At 74.6% G+C, this 17,773-nt stretch carries 18 protein-coding genes; 10 read left to right on the top strand and 8 right to left on the bottom strand.

The annotated features are described in order from the left end of the window. Positions 1-167 precede the first annotated feature (167 nt). Positions 168-917, bottom strand: coding sequence for a GNAT family N-acetyltransferase (locus GPJ59_RS20835; RefSeq protein WP_219668737.1), 750 nt, complete (start codon positions 915-917; stop codon positions 168-170). Between the two features lie 162 nt (positions 918-1,079). On the opposite strand from GPJ59_RS20835, the gene GPJ59_RS20830 reads away from it, so the two are divergent. The 3 genes from GPJ59_RS20830 (at position 1,080) to GPJ59_RS20820 (ending at position 2,849) form a co-directional block, all read left to right on the top strand. Then, positions 1,080-1,673, top strand: coding sequence for a TetR/AcrR family transcriptional regulator (locus GPJ59_RS20830; RefSeq protein ID WP_374200877.1), 594 nt, complete (start codon positions 1,080-1,082; stop codon positions 1,671-1,673). A gap of 115 nt (positions 1,674-1,788) precedes the next feature. Then, on the top strand, positions 1,789-1,989 hold the full coding sequence (locus tag GPJ59_RS20825) for a hypothetical protein (protein ID WP_219668736.1): 201 nt from the start codon (positions 1,789-1,791) through the stop codon (positions 1,987-1,989). 56 nt (positions 1,990-2,045) lie between these two features. Continuing rightward, positions 2,046-2,849, top strand: a complete 804-nt coding sequence (locus GPJ59_RS20820) for a VOC family protein (protein ID WP_258024684.1) — start codon at positions 2,046-2,048, stop codon at positions 2,847-2,849. A gap of 82 nt (positions 2,850-2,931) precedes the next feature. Here the strand turns inward: GPJ59_RS20820 and GPJ59_RS20815 are convergent, their stop codons facing one another. Continuing rightward, entirely contained in the window at positions 2,932-3,798 is an 867-nt protein-coding gene (locus GPJ59_RS20815; RefSeq protein WP_258024686.1) for an endonuclease/exonuclease/phosphatase family protein, read from the bottom strand. Between the two features lie 275 nt (positions 3,799-4,073). Next, positions 4,074-4,517 (bottom strand): nuclear transport factor 2 family protein, encoded by a 444-nt coding sequence (locus tag GPJ59_RS20810; protein WP_219668735.1) that lies wholly within the window; start codon positions 4,515-4,517, stop codon positions 4,074-4,076. A gap of 131 nt (positions 4,518-4,648) precedes the next feature. Here GPJ59_RS20810 and GPJ59_RS20805 point away from each other — a divergent pair, with 131 nt between their 5' ends. Together GPJ59_RS20805 and GPJ59_RS20800 are read left to right on the top strand one after the other, a co-directional pair. Next, positions 4,649-5,218: a PadR family transcriptional regulator gene (locus GPJ59_RS20805; protein WP_219668734.1), complete on the top strand. Its 570-nt coding sequence runs from the start codon at positions 4,649-4,651 to the stop codon at positions 5,216-5,218. Beyond that, complete coding sequence (locus GPJ59_RS20800; protein WP_219668733.1) at positions 5,205-6,038, top strand: SGNH/GDSL hydrolase family protein; 834 nt, start codon at positions 5,205-5,207, stop codon at positions 6,036-6,038. The genes GPJ59_RS20805 and GPJ59_RS20800 overlap by 14 nt, the downstream gene beginning before the upstream one ends. Positions 6,039-6,061: 23 nt before the next feature. Here the strand turns inward: GPJ59_RS20800 and GPJ59_RS20795 are convergent, their stop codons facing one another. The 4 genes from GPJ59_RS20795 to GPJ59_RS20780 all read right to left on the bottom strand — a co-directional run bounded on the left by GPJ59_RS20795 (position 6,062) and on the right by GPJ59_RS20780 (position 10,791). Beyond that, a complete protein-coding gene (locus GPJ59_RS20795) occupies positions 6,062-8,077 on the bottom strand; it encodes a peroxidase (protein ID WP_219668732.1) in 2,016 nt (671 codons plus the stop codon). Between the two features lie 241 nt (positions 8,078-8,318). Continuing rightward, positions 8,319-8,579, bottom strand: coding sequence for a DUF6225 family protein (locus tag GPJ59_RS20790; protein WP_219668731.1), 261 nt, complete (start codon positions 8,577-8,579; stop codon positions 8,319-8,321). 76 nt (positions 8,580-8,655) lie between these two features. Then, the gene (locus tag GPJ59_RS20785; RefSeq protein ID WP_219668730.1) at positions 8,656-9,276 is read right to left on the bottom strand and encodes an L-threonylcarbamoyladenylate synthase; all 621 of its coding nucleotides are present in this window, start codon (positions 9,274-9,276) and stop codon (positions 8,656-8,658) included. A 66-nt stretch (positions 9,277-9,342) separates the two neighbouring features. After that, positions 9,343-10,791, bottom strand: coding sequence for an amidase (locus GPJ59_RS20780; RefSeq protein WP_308120398.1), 1,449 nt, complete (start codon positions 10,789-10,791; stop codon positions 9,343-9,345). 152 nt (positions 10,792-10,943) lie between these two features. Here GPJ59_RS20780 and GPJ59_RS20775 point away from each other — a divergent pair, with 152 nt between their 5' ends. Then, a complete protein-coding gene (locus GPJ59_RS20775) occupies positions 10,944-11,633 on the top strand; it encodes a TetR/AcrR family transcriptional regulator (RefSeq protein ID WP_219668729.1) in 690 nt (229 codons plus the stop codon). Between the two features lie 118 nt (positions 11,634-11,751). Here GPJ59_RS20775 and GPJ59_RS20770 read toward each other — a convergent pair whose 3' ends face one another. Beyond that, positions 11,752-12,588 carry a creatininase family protein gene (locus tag GPJ59_RS20770; RefSeq protein ID WP_219668728.1) on the bottom strand — a complete coding sequence of 279 codons (837 nt, stop codon included), beginning with the start codon at positions 12,586-12,588 and terminating at the stop codon, positions 11,752-11,754. Between the two features lie 378 nt (positions 12,589-12,966). On the opposite strand from GPJ59_RS20770, the gene fabV reads away from it, so the two are divergent. The 4 genes from fabV (at position 12,967) to GPJ59_RS20750 (ending at position 17,742) form a co-directional block, all read left to right on the top strand. Then, positions 12,967-14,181, top strand: a complete 1,215-nt coding sequence (fabV, locus tag GPJ59_RS20765) for an enoyl-[acyl-carrier-protein] reductase FabV (RefSeq protein ID WP_219668727.1) — start codon at positions 12,967-12,969, stop codon at positions 14,179-14,181. A 159-nt stretch (positions 14,182-14,340) separates the two neighbouring features. Continuing rightward, positions 14,341-15,750: a glycoside hydrolase family 16 protein gene (locus GPJ59_RS20760; RefSeq protein ID WP_219668726.1), complete on the top strand. Its 1,410-nt coding sequence runs from the start codon at positions 14,341-14,343 to the stop codon at positions 15,748-15,750. 102 nt (positions 15,751-15,852) lie between these two features. Continuing rightward, positions 15,853-16,899 (top strand): LacI family DNA-binding transcriptional regulator, encoded by a 1,047-nt coding sequence (locus tag GPJ59_RS20755; protein WP_308120397.1) that lies wholly within the window; start codon positions 15,853-15,855, stop codon positions 16,897-16,899. 30 nt (positions 16,900-16,929) lie between these two features. Continuing rightward, a complete protein-coding gene (locus tag GPJ59_RS20750) occupies positions 16,930-17,742 on the top strand; it encodes a class I SAM-dependent methyltransferase (protein ID WP_308120396.1) in 813 nt (270 codons plus the stop codon). The last annotated feature ends 31 nt before the right edge of the window (positions 17,743-17,773 follow it).

Genomic DNA, 17,773 nt, shown 5'->3' with positions numbered 1-17,773 from the left:
GAGGGAGTTCGACCGGGCGCATCGGAATGCCCGGGGGGCCTGGCGCCGCGGTACCGACGACTTCAAACGGGCCGACCGGCTGTATGCCTTGCTCAGGCTCGTCCCGGGCGTGCCCGGCAACCGGCGTGGTGGCGCCGCCCTCGCACGGGCGGCGCCACCACGCCCGGCTACACCCGCTCGAAGTGGTGCATCCGGCCGATCACGGTGAAGCCCTGCCGGGCGTACCAGTGCCGCGGCCAGTCGTCGGAGTCGGCGATCAGGAAGCGGGTCGGGCAGTCGGCCGCCAGGTGCAGGGCCGAGTGCAGGACGGCCGTCCCGTGGCCGCGGCCGAGGTGCTCCTCGGCGGTGACGAGGTCCTCGATCTGCGCGACTCCCGCGGCCGGATCGGCGTACACGTCGGCCCAGGCCGCGGGCTCGCCGGCCGCGGTGCGCGCGGTGACGAAGTGCACGACGTCGGCCCCGCGCCGGCGGTTCTCGCGGCGGTCCACGAGCTGGCGGATCACCTCCTCGCCGGCGTCGGGTACGAACCCCCGCCAGCGCCGCGCGAGCGCGGTACGGAAATCGGACAGCGGGGCCGGCGCGGCTGTGGGGGCCGCGGGCGGCACCGGGGCCTCGTGCAGCATGACCACGTAGATGTTGTGCACGTACCCCGCGGCCGTCAGGTACGGCGCACAGGCCTCGCCCATGTCCTCGTCCAGCACGGTCACCATGCGGTGCGGCAGAGGGGCCAGCGCCCGGTCCACCAGGCCGGGCAGGCCTGCCGGATCGGTGGGGCCGTCGATGAAGACCTGGTTGTCCGCGTACGACAGGGGGTACGCGTCGTCCAGCGCGGCGAATCCGCCCGGCAGCTCGATCGTACGGAGGGCCTGGCGGCGGGAGAAGCCGGACAGGAAGGCGGTGACGGTGGCACGGGGCATGGGGGTGAGGGTAAGCCGGAGCCGGGCGGGTGGTCGCGCGAGTTTCCGCCGGGGCCCGCGCAGCGGCCGCCACCCGTGCCGCCGCGACCTGCGAACTCCCGCCGGTACAGGGCGAGTTTCCGGAAATCGGCGCTGGTCGGATCGTGTTCTAGGCTGACGCCCATGGTGAAGCAACAGCGTGGCGAGGCCACCGTCGAACTGATCCTGACCACCGCGCTGCGCGTCTACGCCGAACAGGGCCAGCAGGGTTTCACCGTCAACGCCGTCACCGCGGCGAGCGGAGTGAGCCTGGGCAGCCTCTACCACCACTTCGGCAGCTTCGACGGGGTCGCCGCAGCCCTCTACATCCGCTGCATGGGCCGGCTGTTCGACGACATGGTGGAGGCGCTGCGGCGCAGCCGCACCGCCCGTACCGGCATCCGGGCGCTGGTCAAGGCGTACCTGCGCTTCACCGAGGAGCACCGCGACGCGGCCCTCTTCCTGCACGCCTCGGCGTACTCCGGCTACCTCGCCCTGCACGCCAAGGAGATCCGGGCGGTGAAGGAGGCCAAGCTGGCGCCCGTGATCGAGTGGATGCGGCCCCGGATGGAGAAGGGGGAGATCGCGCCCGTGCCGGCGGCGCTGGTCGAGGTGCTCGTCATCGGCCCGGCCTGCGAGGCGGCCCGCCGCTGGCTGTCCGACACCTACGACCTGGACCTGGCCGAGGCCGAGCGGGTGCTGCCGGACCGGATCTGGCAGGCCCTGAGACCCGGGTGAGCCGCCGGACGCCGCCGCGGACATCACCCGAACGGCGCACCAGCACCCACCGCGGAGGAAGCTCTGCCGCTTCCATGGACACGGCAGGCCGCCGACCTCATGCGTGGAGGCAGCGATGTACGAAATGCGAGCCGGCCCGGCCGGCACCGGTATCAGCTGGCACGTGAAGGCGAAGGACGCAGCGACCGCGCTGTGCGGGCAGCCGCTCCACGACGCCGCCCCGGCCGTCGACCCCGACGAGCACTGCGGGCTCTGCATGGCCTCCTTCGAGCGCGCCATGCGGGACCACACCGCGCGCCCCGACCACGGTCCGTGACCGCCTGCCGGGTCCACCCGGCGGGAACCGAGCATCCGAACGGCGGAGGGAGCGGCATGGCGGCGGAGATGTCCTCGGGCGACGTGTTCGGGGCACCGTGCTGGGTGAGCCTGATGACCCGCGACCTCGACAGCGCGCAGCGCTTCTACGGCGCGGTGCTGGGCTGGACCTTCCGCGGGACCCGGCTGGGCGAGGCCTTCCGGGTGGCGGAGCTGGAGGGGGTTCCGGTCGCGGGCATCGGCGCACTCGCCGGGGACCTGTCGCTGGCCGTGTCCTGGACGCCGTACTTCGCGGTCGAGGACGTGGACGTGGCGGTCTCCCGGATCCGCGAGCGCATCGGCACGGTCGCGGTCGGCCCGGTCTCCTTCGAACAGGCCGGCCGCGGGGCGCTGGCCGCGGACCCGCAGGGCGCGGTGTTCGGCGTGTGGCAGGGCCGGATCCTCTCCGACTGGCGGGTCGGGGAAGGCAGGGCGCCGGCCTGGCTGGAACTGCGCACGCGCGACGCGTTCGACGCCGCCGTGTTCTACGGCGAGGTCCTGGAGTGGGCGTCCGGCCGGCCCGGCTGCTGCGAGGTCTCCTACGAGAACGAGCAGGTCGTGCTCCGGCACGCCGGGGAGGCGGTGGCCCGGCTGGACAGCGGCCCGGTGGAGGAGGCGTCGGCCGAACCGGTACGCCGGCCGCGCTGGCACGTCCACTTCGCGGTGCCCGACCTGGCGCCGGCCCTGGAGGCCGCGACCGCCCTGGGCGGGCGGGTCGTACGGGAGGCGGGGCCGCAGGACGGCGGACGGTCGGTGACCCTGCGCGACCCGGACGGCGCGCTGTTCGACATCCACGCCAGGGGCGGCGGGGCGGCAGACTGACCCGGGGCGGGCCGCGTCGGGCCATGCCGGGCCATGCCGGGCCATGCCGGCCCGTGCGAGGGCGCCGTTCTCGTGACCCCGCTCAGAAGCGGACGCGGGCGGCGACCGGCAGGTGGTCGCTGCCGGTGGCCGGCAGGGCGGTGATCTCGGGCACGGTTCCCGAGCGGACCAGGACCTGGTCGATCCGGGAGACCGGGAAGGACGCGGGCCAGCTGAAGGCGAAGCCGCGTTCCGGGACGGCCATCCGCGAGGTCAGCGGGGACAGGCCCCGGTCGTCCACCGTGCTGTTGAGGTCGCCCAGCAGGATCACCTTGCCGAGCCGCTCCCCGGCCACGGCCGCCCCCAGCAGCGCGGCGCTCTCGTCCCGCCGGCCGGAGCCGAAGCCGCTCGGCCCGATGCGCACCGAGGGCAGGTGGGCGACGTAGACCGCGATCTCGCCCCGCGGGGTGCGCACGCCGGCCCGCAGCCCGCGGCTCCACTCCTCCCCGATGCCCCTGGGCCTGATGTCCACCCGGCGGACCTCCGCCAGCGGGTGCTTCGACCAGAGCCCGACGGTGCCCTCCACCGCGTGGTGGGGATAGCGCGGGGCCAGGGCCGCGGCGTACGCCGGGAGCGCGGACGGCGTCAGCTCCTCCAGGGCGATGAGCTCGGGCCCGGCCGCGGCCAGCGCCCGGGCGGTGCCGGCCGGGTCGGGGTTCTCGTCGCTGACGTTGTGCTGGACCACGACCAGGTCGTGCGGGCCGCGGTCCCCGGCGAGCAGCAGCCCGCCGAACTGGGCCGCCCAGGCGGCGGCGGACAGCAGCGCGGCCACCAGCGCGGCGGCCGAGCGGCGCAGCAGGGCGAGTCCGCACAGCACGGGAACGGCCAGGCCCAGCCAGGGCAGGAACGCCTCCAGCAGGCTGCCGAGCCGGCCGGGCCGGTTGGGCACGGCGAAGTGGAACCCGACCAGCCCGGCGACCGCCGCACCCGCCCCCGTGAGCCACGCGGCGCCCCGGTCCCACCGCCACCAGCGCCGGGCGGCCGTCCCGGTGCCCGCCGTCGGGCGCCGTCCGCCCCGTGCCCGTTCCACCACGTCGCCTGCCACCACGCCGTCCCACTCCGCTGCCGCCGGCCGATGCCCCCGGATCCACCCGCCCCGCGCAGCCGGAGCACGACGCCGTCCCCTTGCACTCCACACGACGCCCGCGACCGCGCGAGGGTTCCCGTGTCCGGCCGGGCGGCAGCTCAGTCGAGCGGCGCCGTCCCGGCGGGGGCCGGGACGAGGCCGTCGGCGACCAGGCCCGCCAGGACCGCCTCGCCGAGGGCCTGGACGGCCGACAGCGGCCGGACCATCACCGACAGCTCCTTCACCTTGCCGTCCCCGTCGAAGTGCAGCAGGTCGATGCCGTGGATCTGCTTGCCGCCCACGGTCGCCCGGAAGGTCAGGACCGCCGACGGCGTCTCGGTGCCGTCGGCGCCCGTCTCGCACACGCCGTCGTGGTGGCCGGTGTAGCGGAAGTCCTCGAACGTGCGCAGCAGCACCCCGAACAGGCCCGTCACCATCGGCTTCCCCTCGAACGGCCGGAACTTCAGCGGGCTGTAGAGCCGTACGTCGTCGGTGACCAGGGCCGCCATGGCGGCGAGGTCACGGCTGTCGACGGCGGCACGGAATCGCTCTGCTGTGGTCATGGCTGTCGCCCTCCATGGTCATAGTCATAGTCATCCATCTGATTAGTCAGATTATTGAGTATGGTGGAGACCGTGTCCATGGACGAGAAGACCGACGAGAACGCGGACGAGGCGACGGAAGGGACGACCCGATGGCCTTGAGACACGCCGTACTGGCGGCGCTGCTCGACCACGAGCTGAGCGGATATCAGCTGGCCAAGGCGTTCGACCTCGGAGTGGCCAACTTCTGGCACGCGCTGCCCCAGCAGCTCTACGCCGAGCTGGCCAAGCTGGAGAAGGCCGGGATGATCGAGGGCCGCGACGTGGTCCAGGACACCCGGCCCACCAAGCGCCTGTTCCGGGTCACCGACGCCGGACTGGCCGAGCTGGAGCGGTTCACGGAGGCGGCCTCCAAGCCGTCCTTCCTGCGCGACGACCTGCTCGTCAAGATCCAGGCGGCCGACCACGTCGACACCGGGCACCTCATCGAGCAGCTGACCGAGCGCGCCGCCTTCGCTCAGGCCAAGCTCGACCTGTTCGGCCAGCTGCTGCTGCGGATGCGCGGCGAGCGCGACGAGGAGGAGTTCCTGCTGCACGGCGAGCGCATCGGCCCGTACCTGACCTGCTTGGGCGGTATCACCTACGAGCAGGGCAACCGCGACTGGTGCCGGCGTACGGCCGAGGTCCTGGAGCAGAGGCAGGCGGCCCGTGCCCGGTCCTGACACGCGGTTCCGGCGGTACGTCGCCCTCGGCGACAGCCAGACCGAGGGCGTCGGCGACGGCGACGACACCGTGGGGCTGCGGGGCTGGGCCGACCGCTTCGCCGAACGGCTCGCGGCGTGCGAGCCCTCGCTCGCGTACGCCAACCTCGCCGTCCGCGGCCGCCGCGCCGCGGAGGTCCGCGCCGAACAGCTGGCCCCCGCCCTGGCCCTGCGCCCCGACCTGGCCACCGTCGTCGCCGGGGTCAACGACCTGCTGCGGCCCTCGTTCGACGCGGACGAGGTCGCCGGGCACCTGGAGGCCGTGTTCGCCGCGCTCACCGAGCAGGGCGCCCTGGTCGCCACGGTGACCTTCCCCGACGTCGGGCGGATCACGCCGCTGGCCCGCCCGCTCGGCCCCCGCGTCACGGCCCTCAACGAGCGGATCCGCCGCGCGGCCGACCGGTACGGAGTCGTCGTCGCCGACACCCACCCGCACGCCGTGGTCACCGACCCCCGCCTGTGGAGCCCGGACCGGCTGCACGCGTCCCCGCTCGGCCACCAGCGCATCGCCGACGCCGTCGCGCACGCCGTCGGCCTGCCCGGCAGCGACGACTCCTGGACGCGCCCCCTGCCCGCACCCGCCGCCCGGCCCGGGTGGCCCACGGCGGCCGCCGACGAACTCCGGTGGGCGGCCTCCTTCCTGGGCCCCTGGCTGGTCCGCCGCCTCCGCGGCACCTCCTCCGGCGACGGCCGCACCCCCAAACGCCCCGGCCTGCTCCCCCTGGACGCGCCGCACCCCGGCAGCCGCCCCGCGGACGCGCCCGCGACGGACCCGGCCTGAGCGACGGCTGCCGGCAGGCGGCGTCAGCGCCGGCGCTGCGTCCGGCCGGCCCGCCACAGGGTGCGGTTGCCCTCGACGATCACCGCCTCACCCGTCGGGCGGATCAGGAACCGGGCGCCGCGGTGGCCGCCCGTGCCCGACGACCAGGCCGTCCTGCCCGCGGAGGTGCGGACGGTGAGCAGGCCGTCGGCGGAGAAGTGGGCGTCGGCACCGCTGCCGGCGGTCCGGCTCGTCCAGCGCGGGCGGCCCTCGTCGTCCTGGAGGACGAGGTCCCCGCTGCTGTCGAAGTGCAGCCGCACCGCGCCCGCGTCGAGGGTGTCGCCGGGGCGCAGCACCGTCCCGGCGTGGACCTCGACGGCATCGTCGAGCCTGCCCTTCGCGAGGTCCCGCAGGGTGGGCAGGGACGGCGTGAAGGCGTAGACGGCGCCCTCGGTGCGGACGAACTGGTGGAAGGACAGGGTGGTCGCCCGGCTGCCGCCGTCCGCGCCGGGGGACTCGAACGCCGCCGGCGAGTCGGGTCCGATGACGGGGTCGGCGCCCGGCACGGGGTTGCGGGCCGGCGGGAAGTCCCGCTCGTTGCTCCACCTGCGGACGACGAACTCGAACTGCTCGACCAGGTCGGCCTGGTGGCTGACGAAGATCAGCCCGCGCGGCGTGTCCGCCTCGTCGGAGGCGGCCGGTCGTACGGTGCCGTCGGCGGCGCGCCCCAGCGGCGCGCCGAAGGGGGTGCCCCGCCGGATGATGCGGCGCGCGTCGAGGTCGGCGGCGGGCAGCGGCGGCCGGCCCGGGGCGAGCGAGAGCCCGGCCCGCGGGTTGCTCTTGCGGATGTGGGAGAAGAGGGGCGTGGTCCAGCCCTGCGGGTCGTTGCGGAAGTCGAGCGGGCCGTCGATGTCCTCGCCGGGCAGGGGCAGTCGTTCGGCGGCCGGGCAGGTGGCCACGGGCGCCCCGCCGGGCCAGCGGCCGACCATACGGGCGGCCAGCCAGGTCGGGTTCGCGTCGGCGGGCGCCGCCCCGGACCGCTTCAGCCGGTCGAGGCACTCACCGAGCTGGTCCCACCAGCCCGCGACGTCCTGGGCGAGGCGGCGTACGACGTGGAACGAGCCGCCCGTGGCCCAGGCCGGCAGCCCGGCGGGGCGCCCGCCCACCCGCTCCTGCCCGACCAGGAACTCCCCGGCCGGCACCAGGCGGGTGCCCGGTCTGCCCAGCACCGTCGTACCGGCCGTGGCCGGGTCGGGCGCGTCGAAGCCGCGTACGCCCGGCTGGCTGATGGCGTCGAGGAAGCCGAAGTGCTCGTGTCCGCGCAGCGCGCCGGGCAGGGTCGCGCCGTCCTGCTGGAAGAGCACGGCGGCATCGGCCTGTTCGAGGGCGGAGCGGTGGCGGTCGACCGCCTCGGCCAGCCTCCGGGCGTCGTCACCGGCCAGGGTCAGGACGGCGTGGACCTCGTCCTCGGAGGCCCCGAACAGCCAGGAGTCGGGGGCGCTGGGGCCCGTGTCGCCGAGCTGTTCGGCGCGGGTGGCGGCGCCCTCGGCGAAGGCCTCGGCCGTACTGCCGGGCGGGACGGCGGGGAACGGGTCCTTCCCGGCGAGCAGGCCCAGGCCCGCATGGGTCAGGCTGAAGCCCGCCCACAGCACGGACATGGTGGTCGGGTCGACGCCGCGGCGCATCCGGCGCGCCTTGCTGAACTCGGCGTTGAAGCGGGCGACCTCGTCGGTGGTGGCGAGTTCGGGCACGAGCCGGCCCAGCCAGCGACGGGCGTTGCCGGGGTGGCGGAAGTGCACGAAGAGCAGGCAGACATGGTCCTTGCGGAAGCCCGCGAGGATGTCGCCCTGGGTGCTGGTGTCGGTCCGCAGGGGCAGGTCCGCCGCCGGGCCGCGGGGCGCCACGGGCGCCACGGGTGCCTGCGGGTTCGTGGGGACGGCCGGGACCGCGACCGCGTCGTGCGCCGGGGCGGCGCCGGCGGCGAGGGCGGCCGCGGCGCAGGCCCCGGCCCGTACGACGGTCCGGCGGGCGGGATGGCGGAGGGAGGGCGGGGTCTCCATCGGGTCCTCCAGGCAAGGGGGCTGGGGCGTCCGGCGCTCGGGCGGCGCCACGGGAGCGGGCCGAGCTGCCGGTGATCTTCACCCTGTGCGATCACCCGGGCCCGCGCGAGGCGGGGGCACCGATGGGGTGATCAGGGCGTGCCAGGAGGGGGGTGGTGCGGCCGGAGACGGGCGGCCGGAGGCGGTGGCGGCCGGAGACGGGCGGCCGGAGGTGGTGGCCGCCGGAGGTGGCGGCCGGGTGTCAGTCCATGTCGAGGTAGTACACGCCGGCCTGGGCGTCGGCGAACAGGGTGAACTGCACGGTGGGCGTGCCGCCCTCCTCGTCCGGTTCCGTCTCCACCGGCTCCGCGCTGACCAGCACGAGCTCCTCGTAGCCGTCGAAGTTGCCGGGTCCGTCCGCCACGCCGACATGGATCGGGGTGTCGTCGGGAAGGCCGTCGAGCGCGCTGCGCAGCCGGGCGGCGGTCCACACCTGGGGGGCGTGTTCGAAGGTGTCTGCCATGGCCCGAGCGTAGGGGCGGCGACGGCCGCCGCACGCACGGCGCGCCGGACACGTCCTGACGCCCCCCACGCTGCGGCTACTCGAACCGCGCGGTGTCACCCGCCCCCCGGCGCACGATCTCGGCCTCACCACTGGAGAAGTCGATGACCGTGGTCGGCCGGGTGCCGCAGTCACCCGAGTCGAGTACGGCGTCCACCACATGGTCGAGCCGTTCCTTGATCTCCCAGCCCTGCGTCAGCGGCTCGTCCTCGCCCGGCAGCAGCAGGGTGCTCGACAGCAGCGGCTCACCGAGCTCGGCGAGCAGCGCCTGGGTGACCACGTGGTCCGGGATCCGCACCCCGACAGTCTTCTTCTTCGGGTGCATCAGCTGGCGCGGCACCTCCGACGTGGCGCGCAGGATGAACGTGTACGGCCCCGGGGTCGCCGCCTTGACGGCCCGGAACACGTCGTTGTCCACGTACACGAACCGGCCCAGCTGCGCGAAGTTCTCGCACACCAGGGTGAAGTGGTGCCGGTGGTCGAGATCGCGGATCGACCGGATCCGGCCGAGCCCCTCCCGGTTGCCCAGCTGGCAGCCCAACGCGAAACAGGAGTCCGTCGGGTACGCGATGAGCGCGCCGGAGCGGATGCTGTCCGCCACCGTGCCGATGGTGCGGCGCTGCGGGCTCTCGGGGTGGATGTCGAAGTACTTCGCCATCCGCCGAGCCTACGCCGCCGCGCCGCCCGGTGCGCCCGGCCCCCTGCTCCAGGCCGGTGGTCACCGTCAGCCGTTCTCGCCCCGTACGCCGTCACGCCCGGCCGGCCGCGGGTCGAGCGGGGTGAGCACGCCGAGCCGGTCCTCGATCGCCTGGGCCGCGTCCAGGCACAGGTCCTCGCGGAACGCGCGCCCGACGAGCTGCACCCCGCAGGGGAGGCCGTCGACCACCCCGGTCGGCACCGCCACCGCCGGCACGCCCACGAAGCTGGTCGCGGTGCACAGGCGCATCCCCGACGCGACCCGGTCCCGGCCCGCCGCGTCCCGCGACTCCAGCCCCGGCTCCACCGGCGGCTCGCCGAACACCGGGCCCAGCACCAGCGGGTAGTCGTCCAGGAACTCCGCCCAGGACCGGCGGATGCCCAGCCAGGCGCCGGTCAGCTTCATGAACTCGGCCGCGTCCGCGGGCGGCGTCCGTTCCATGGCCATCGCGATGTACCGGTCCCCGCCCTCCCCGAGCAGCGTGCGCACCACCGGCCAGGTCGGGGCGAACTCGGTCACGGTGATCCGCCCGTACACCTCCAGCGCCTCGTCCAGCCGCGGTACGTCGGCCACTTCGCGTACGTCGTAGCCGGCGTCGCGCAGCGCCTCGGCGGCGGTCCGAAGCGCCCCGCGCACCGCGGGGTGGACACCGTGCCCGCCCGGGTCCGCCACGAGCGCGACCGTGACCGGCCCGGGCAGCGGCGGGCCGTACGCGGGCACCGGCACGGCCCGGGGGTCGCGCGGATCCGCCCCCGCCAACACCTCGTACGCCAGCCGCAGATCGCCCACGGTCCGCGCCAGCGGCCCGTCGGTGACCAGGAACTGCGAGGCCGGGCCCGGGTCGTCCGGGCCGAGGACCCGGTGGTCCGCCGGGAACCGCCCCGTGGACGGCTTCAGTGCGGCCACACCGCAGAACTGCGCCGGGATGCGTACCGATCCGCCGGAGTCGTTGCCGAGGCCGAGCGCCGCCATGCCGGTGGCGACGGCCACCGCGTCGCCCCCGCTGGTGCCGCCCGGGGTGCGGCCGGGGTCCCACGGGTTGACCGTGTCGCCGTACAGCTCGCTGCGCGTGTGCATCCCCGCCAGGACGAGCGTGGGCAGGTTGCTGTGCCCGATCGGCACGGCCCCCGCCGCACGCAGCCGGGCCACCGGGGGCGCGTCCGCCGGCGCCACGAGATCGCGGAACCGCGGGGTTCCGTACGTGGTCGCGACGCCCTCGATCGCGGTGGTCTCCTTCACCGTGAACGGCACGCCGGCGAGGGGTCCGAGCGCCTCGCCGGCCGCCCGCGCGCGGTCCGTCCGCGCCGCCGCCTCCCGGGCGCGCTCGGCGAGGAGCTGGGTGACCGCGTTGACCTGCGGGTTGACCCCGGCGATGCGGTCCAGATGGCTGTCGAGAAGTTCGACGGCGCTGACCTCGCCGGCGCGTACCGCGGCCGCCTGACCGGTGGCCGGCATGCTCCACAGGGCGTCCTGCACGGGCCTGCCCCTTTCTTCGGATTGTGTCTGTCGTCTCCGCACACCCCACGTTGTGATGCGCTCGCATCGGTACGGTATCCCGGAACCGATGCGGTCGCATCGAATAAACTCCGTGCGATCGGAAACGGCGGAACGGCAGAGGGAAGTGCGGCATGCCCAGACAGGTGGACCACGAGAGCCGGCGGCGGATCGTCGCCGAGGCCGTCTGCGCCCTCGCCGACGAACGCGGACTGGAGGGGGTGACCCTGCGCGACGTCGCCGCCCGGGCCGAGGTGTCGATGGGGGCCGTGCAGCGGTGCTTCCGCACCAAGGAGGAGATGCTCCTCTTCGCACTCACCCACGTCGGCGACCGGATCACCGAGCGTGTACGGACCCGCCTGGTCGCCGGCCCCGCCCAGTCGGCGCGTACCGCCCTGGGGCACGCGACCGCCGAGGTCGCCCTCCTGCGGGAGGAGCACCGCGCAGAGGCCCGGGTCTGGCTCGCCTTCGTCGCGCAGGCAGTCGTCAGCGAACCGCTCGCCCGCGCGCTGCGGGCCGACTACGCCGACCTGGAAGGGGCGTTCACCCGGCTCGTGGCGGAAGCCTGCGGGCCGGGCGGCGAGGAACCCGCAACCGGCGCGGCCGCTGCGGCCGGCCCGACGGGCGACGGCGCCTCACCCGCCGACCCGGCCGGTGACGGTGCCTCACCCGCCGACCCGCGGACGACCGCCCGCACCCTGCTCGCCTTGGCGGACGGCCTCACGGCCCACGTGCTCATCGGCCACCTCACCCCCCGACAGGCGCAGGACGTCCTGCACACCCACCTGGCGGCCCTGTGGGAGCGCCCGCCCGCGGCCCGCTGACCCGGCCCCGCCCGGCCGGCCGACACCTTCGACCCCGGGGGCCGCGCCCGGCCGACTCCCTTCGACACGGGGGTTGAGAGCCATCCCTGTTCCCTGTCGGACCGTGCGCCGGAGGCGGTCAGTGAACTGATCCCGAAGCCGCATCCTGCACGCCCCCTGCCCGGCCGGTGAGCGAGCTGGTGACGGTATCGGCCATGGCATGGGCCATGCGCTGGTAGAAGCGCCACAGGAAGGGGTCGCGGGGGCTGGGTGCGCCGAAGTAGCCCTGCGGCGTCACTCTGCGGGCGTGTTCGCCGCCCTTTCGCCATTCGGCCAGGTCCTGCGGCCCGAGGCCCGTCGGCTGAAGTCGGGTCATGGCGTCATGGTCGACGAGCTCGGGGAACCAGCGCATCATCAGCGCGCTCTCGATCTCTTCGGCATGGACACCGAGTTCACCGGTCAGCTCCAGGCCCTCGAACAGCGGCTGCATGGCGAACGTGGCCAGAGCGGGTGTCTTCGCCGCCTCGCCCAGGCGGTCGGCGATGAAGTCGGGCTCGATGAGGACGACTCCGGTGCTGCCCTCCTCGTGTCGGCGCGTCACGACGTCGAGGAGCATCCGATTGTGAGCGATGTCGCCCTGATGGTTGATCACGAAGATGTGCTGGAACCCGTCCGTGGCGAGGGATTCCATGATGTCGAAGTGCAGTGCCGCCGCGGTCTCGGGCCGCGTGCGGAACGTCCCGGCGAAGGCACCGGAAACCTGGTTGATCCCCCAGAACACAGGTGGGGCGATCAGCGCCGGTATCCGGTGCCGGTCGAGCTCGTCCTTCACCATCCGGCACAGCTGGTAGGCGCCGTACGCGTCGGTGCCCAGCGGCAGGTGCGGGCCGTGCTGCTCGATGACACCTGTGGGCAGCAGGACACAGGCGCCGGCGGCTGCCGCCGCCTCCACCTGCGGGTATGTGAGGTCGGCCATGGTCCCTGCGAAGACCGAGTATCCACCGTGCATGTACTTCCCCCGTAAACGATGCCGAGTCCGGTCCGGTCACCGGTCGTGATCATTCTTGGCAGGACGTGCAGCTGGTCACGAGCAGCACCTACGCCGGAAATCGCGCCCGCCCCTTGTGGGGAGATCACAACTGGACTCCCCGGGCCGCCACTTCGGACTCGGCCTGTAGGCAGCCTCCGTCGTGCGTCTCACCGCTGCTGGAAGTAGCAGAACTCTCCAAGATCGACTCGTGATCCTTGTCCCTGGCGGGGCCGCTGTCCGTGTCCGGACCGTCGCAGACTTGCAGGACGCGGCGGCCCGGCCGGCTGCCGTGTCCTCTGCTCGGTCGACCCAAGGAGTGCCAGCGTGAGCGAGCGCGTTCTCATCCCCCGCAACCGGGGCTTCCTCTTCCTCGACTCCCACCCGGCGGGCTGCGAGCGGCTGGTGGCCGACATGTGGCAGGCATGCCCCGGCCCTGCCGACGCCCCGGAGGGTGCCGGGCCGGTGGCTCTGATCATCGGCTCCTCGGCCGGATACGGCCTGGCCGCTACGGTCGCCGGACTCAAGCGCGCCGGCATCCGCGGCATCGCGGTCTCCTTCGAGAAGGGCCCCACCGAACGGCGTACCGCCACGGCCGGCTGGTACCGCACCGCCGCCACCGCCGACATCGCCCGTACCGCCGGACGGGACCTGGTCCTCCTCAACGGCGACGCGTTCTCCGACACGATGAAGAACCAGGTCGCCGACATCGTCGAGCAGCGTTTCGGCGGCAGCCTGGACTACCTGATCTACTCGGTGGCCGCGCCCCGGCGAACCGACCCGGACACCGGCACCACGTACGCCTCCGTCCTCAAGCCGATCGGCCGGGCGAACCGCACCAAGACCCTTGTCTTCGACGACCAGGGCGTTCCCGAGGTCCGCGAGGTCGAGACCGGGCCGGCCGAAGGCGATGACGTCGAGCAGACCGTGGCCGTGATGGGCGGTGTGGACTGGGAGCGCTGGATCGACCACCTGGCCGGCCGGGGGCTGCTCGGCGAGGGCTTCGCCACCGCCGCACTGTCGTACATCGGATCGCCCCTGACAGCGGCGATCTACCGGCAGGGCACCATCGGTGCGGCCAAGGCCCACCTGGAGGCCACCGCCCGCACCCTGGACGAGCGGCTCGCCAGGACGGTGGGCGGGCGGGCCGTGACCTCCGTCAACGGCGCCGCCGTCACCCAGTCCTCCACCGCCATCCCCGGCATCGCCCTCTACACCGGCCTGCTGCGCGGCGTCCTCGGCGAGGCCCTCGTCCCGCCGGTTCAGCAACTCGCCGCCCTGTGGGACCAGCTCACCGGTGCCGCGCCGCTCGCCCTGGACGCCGAAGGCCGGATCCGCCTGGACGCCTGGGAACTTGACGACGACGTCCAGGCGGCCGTCGCCGAACGCTGGGAGGCCGCCACGACCGACACCGTCGCCGGCCTCGCCGACCTCGACTGGTTCCACGCCGAGGTCCAACGCCTGTACGGATTCTCCGTGCCGGGCGTCGACTACACCGCCGCAGTGGCCACCGACATTCCCTGGCCCGTCCGGCACGGGTGATCCTCGACCCCGCAAACGTGAAGGCATCAACGCCCCACGGGAATCTCTGTGTTCAACTCTTGCCGTACGGCAGGCCGGGCGCGCACAGTGGTCGCGCAGCCCTGAGAGCGCTCTCAGTCCGTCCATCGCACTTCCCTCCCCCCATCGTGAGAGGTGCCCATGAGCGACATCCGCGTGCGCCGCGGCCCGTTACGCCGTACCGCCCTCGCCGCCGGAGCGCTGCTCCTCGCCGCCGGCGCGGCCCTCGCCTCGGACTCCCATCCCGCCCGCGCCTCGGCCCCCGCCCCCGAGCCCGGCTGGACGACCGTGTTCCTCGACGACTTCGACGGGCCCGCCGGCACGGGCGTGGACACCGCCGACTGGCAGTACACCACCGGCACCAGCTACCCCGGCGGCCCCGCCCGCTTCGGCACCGGCGAGATCGAGACCATGACCTCCTCCACCGCGAACGTCTCCCTCGACGGAGCCGGCCACCTGCGCATCACGCCGCAGCGGGACGGGGCGGGCAACTGGACCTCCGGCCGGGTGGAGACCCGCCGCTCCGACTTCCAGCCCCCGGCCGGCGGCACCCTGCGCGTCGAGGCGCGCATACAGATGCCCGACGTGACCGGCCCGGCCGCCAAGGGGTACTGGCCGGCGTTCTGGATGCTCGGCGCGCCCTACCGGGGCAACTGGTGGAACTGGCCGGGCATCGGCGAGCTCGACATCCTGGAGAACGTCCAGGGCATCAACCAGGTCTGGGCCACCATGCACTGCGGCACTAGCCCCGGCGGCCCCTGCAACGAGACCTCCGGCATCGGCGGCAGCCGGGTCTGCGCCCCGGTGTCCTGCCAGGCGGGCTTCCACACGTACGCCGTCGAATGGGACCGCGGCACCAGCCCGCAGGAGATGCGCTTCCTGCTGGACGGCGCGGTGTTCCACACCGTCCGCGAGACCCAGGTACCCGCCTCGACCTGGGCCGAGGCCACCGGGCACGGCTACTTCCTGATCCTGAACGTGGCCATGGGCGGTGGCTTCCCCGACGCCTTCGGCGGCGGCCCCGACGCGGGCACCGTCCCGGGCCACCCCATGGTCGTGGACTACGTGACCGTCCTCCAGCGGGGCGGCACCACCACCCCGCCGCCCACCACCCCCACCACCCCGCCGCCGGGCGGCACCCGCGACGCCTACGCCGCCGTCCAGGCCGAGACCTACGACGGCCAGTCCGGGCTGGCCACCGAGGCGACGGGCGACACCGGCGGAGGCCGCAACATCGCCGCCGTCGCGAACGGCGACTGGGCCCTGTACCGGGGCGTCGACTTCGGCGGCACGCCCGCCACCCAGTTCCTCGGCCGGGTCGCCAGCGGCGCGGCCGGCGGGGTCAGCGGTCTGGTCGAGGTGCGGATCGACTCCCGTACCAGCGCCCCCGTCGGCAGCTTCTCCGTCGCCGGCACGGGCGGCTGGCAGAGCTGGCGGACCGTGCCGGCCAACATCTCCGCCGTCACCGGGGTGCACGACGTCTACCTGACCTTCGCCAGCGGCCAGCCGGCCGACTTCGTGAACCTCAACTGGTTCACGTTCGGACACTGACCCGGGAGACTGGCCCGGGACACTGACGCGCCGGCCCAGGACACTGACCCACTGGCCCAGGGCACTGACTCAGGACACGGACCGACCCAGGAGGCTGACGACGTGAGCCGGCCCACCCTCGAAGCGGTCGCGGCCCGGGCCGGTGTGTCCCGGGCCACGGTCTCCCGCGTCGTCAACGGCGGCGCGGGAGTCCGCGGGAGCGTCGCGGACCGGGTCCGGGCCGTCGTCGCCGAGCTGGGCTACGTACCCAACCCGGCCGCCCGGACCCTCGTCACGCGGCGCACCGGTGCCGTCGCCGTGATCATCGACGAGCCGGGCAGCCGGGTCTTCTCCGACCCCTTCTTCTCCCGCCAACTGCGCGGCATCGGCCGGGACCTGGCCGCCCGCGACACCCAACTCGTCCTGCTCCTCGCGGAAGGACCCGACGACCACGCCCGGATCAGCCGCTTCCTGGCCGGCGGGCACGTCGACGGCGTGCTCGCCTTCTCCCTCCACGCCGGCGGCCCGCTCCCCGGCATGATCGCGCGCACCGGGCTGCCCGCGGTCTACGGCGGCCGGCCCCACTGGTCCGCACCCGGCCCGGCCCCGCTGTACGTCGACGCCGACAACCGGGCGGGCGCCCGGGCGGCCGTCCGCCACCTGCTCGGGCTCGGCCGGCGCCGCATCGCCCACCTCGCCGGCCCGCAGGACCAGACCTCGGCCGCCGACCGCCTGGCCGGATACCGCGACGCGCTCCCGCCGGGCATGCCCGAACGGGTCGCACCCGGCGACTTCACCGTCGAGGGCGGGCTGGCCGCCATGCGGCGGCTCCTCGCCGACCGCCCCGGCCCCGCCCCCGACGCCGGCCCCGACGCCGTCTTCGCCGCCAACGACCTGATGGCCTCCGGCGCGATCCGCGCCCTGCGCGAGCACGGCCGTACCGTCCCGGGGGACGTGGCCGTGGTCGGGTTCGACGACACCGAGGGCGTCGCGACCGCCACCGACCCGCCCCTGACCACCGTCCGCCAGGACGTCGAGGGCATGGGCGGCCACATGGCCCGCCTCCTCCTCGACACCCTGGCCGCTCCCGCGCCGGCGTCCGCCCAGGACGCGCCACCCGCCACCCCCCTGATCACGCCCACCCTCCTCGTCCGGCGCGCCTCGGCCTGACCGCGGGCGGGGCGGGTCGATAGTGGGAGGGTGAGTGACGGGGCACGGGAATCCGGACAGGCCGACGGCGGTGCAGGCAGCACCGGCGGTGCAGGCGGCACCTGGTCCGGCCGTGCGGGCGCGCAGGCGTTCGCCGCGGTGGAGGCGGCCACCGACTGGCTGCTCGGGTATCCGTTCGTCTTCCGTACGCTGTCCCACCGGATCGGCCCCGGCGACGTGCTGGTGGACTACGGCTGCGGTCCGGGCCAGGTGGCGGACGCCGCCGCCCGCCGGCTCCAGGCCCGGGTGCTGGGCGTGGACACCTCCCCCGAGATGCTGGAACTGGCCCGCCGAACGGCCCCGGCCGTTGCAGAGTTCCACCTGGTCGAGAACGGGCGGGTGACCGGCCTGGCGGACGGCCGCGCGGACGCCGTGATGTGCAACCACGTCCTCGCCTCGGTGCCGACGCAGGAGGCGGTCCTCGCCGTGTTCACCGAGATCCACCGGCTGCTGCGGCCCGGCGCCCCGCTCGTCCTGCTCACCACCGACCCGGCCTGCACCGGCATCGAGTACGCCTCGCTGCGGATCGGGGGCGGTCCGGGCGAGGAGTACGGACCCGGTGACCGGCTGACCGTACGGCTGCGGCGTACGGACGGCACCTGGCAGGACGTGCACAACCACGCCTGGCCCGTCGGCTTCCTGCCCGGCCTGCTGGAGCGGGCCGGCTTCCGGGACGTCACCCAGCAGCGCCCCACCGTGGACGAGGCCCTGACCGTCGCCGACCCGGAGTTCGCCCGCGGCCGTGCGTGGGCGGGGGAGCGGGAGCGGCCGCCGCTGGTGGTCACCACGGCGACGGCCGGCTGACGGGGCCGACAGGGCCGACTGCCCGTCGCCC

The organism is Streptomyces bambusae (assembly GCF_019400985.1).
Taxonomy (GTDB): Bacteria; Actinomycetota; Actinomycetes; order Streptomycetales; family Streptomycetaceae; genus Streptomyces; species Streptomyces bambusae_A.
This window is presented reverse-complemented; position numbering and strand designations above follow the sequence as displayed.

Excerpts from the sequence above, each read along its gene's own strand:
- GPJ59_RS20790 (WP_219668731.1), bottom strand. The coding sequence starts at position 8,579 with ATGGCAGACACCTTCGAACACGCCCCCCAGGTGTGGACCGCCGCCCGG.
- GPJ59_RS20795 (WP_219668732.1), bottom strand. The coding sequence starts at position 8,077 with ATGGAGACCCCGCCCTCCCTCCGCCATCCCGCCCGCCGGACCGTCGTA.
- GPJ59_RS20805 (WP_219668734.1), top strand. The coding sequence starts at position 4,649 with ATGGCCTTGAGACACGCCGTACTGGCGGCGCTGCTCGACCACGAGCTG.
- GPJ59_RS20785 (WP_219668730.1), bottom strand. The coding sequence starts at position 9,276 with ATGGCGAAGTACTTCGACATCCACCCCGAGAGCCCGCAGCGCCGCACC.
- GPJ59_RS20830 (WP_374200877.1), top strand. The coding sequence starts at position 1,080 with ATGGTGAAGCAACAGCGTGGCGAGGCCACCGTCGAACTGATCCTGACC.
- GPJ59_RS20810 (WP_219668735.1), bottom strand. The coding sequence starts at position 4,517 with ATGACCACAGCAGAGCGATTCCGTGCCGCCGTCGACAGCCGTGACCTC.
- GPJ59_RS20835 (WP_219668737.1), bottom strand. The coding sequence starts at position 917 with ATGCCCCGTGCCACCGTCACCGCCTTCCTGTCCGGCTTCTCCCGCCGC.
- GPJ59_RS20820 (WP_258024684.1), top strand. The coding sequence starts at position 2,046 with ATGGCGGCGGAGATGTCCTCGGGCGACGTGTTCGGGGCACCGTGCTGG.
- GPJ59_RS20770 (WP_219668728.1), bottom strand. The coding sequence starts at position 12,588 with ATGGCCGACCTCACATACCCGCAGGTGGAGGCGGCGGCAGCCGCCGGC.
- GPJ59_RS20760 (WP_219668726.1), top strand. The coding sequence starts at position 14,341 with ATGAGCGACATCCGCGTGCGCCGCGGCCCGTTACGCCGTACCGCCCTC.
- GPJ59_RS20825 (WP_219668736.1), top strand. The coding sequence starts at position 1,789 with ATGTACGAAATGCGAGCCGGCCCGGCCGGCACCGGTATCAGCTGGCAC.
- GPJ59_RS20775 (WP_219668729.1), top strand. The coding sequence starts at position 10,944 with ATGCCCAGACAGGTGGACCACGAGAGCCGGCGGCGGATCGTCGCCGAG.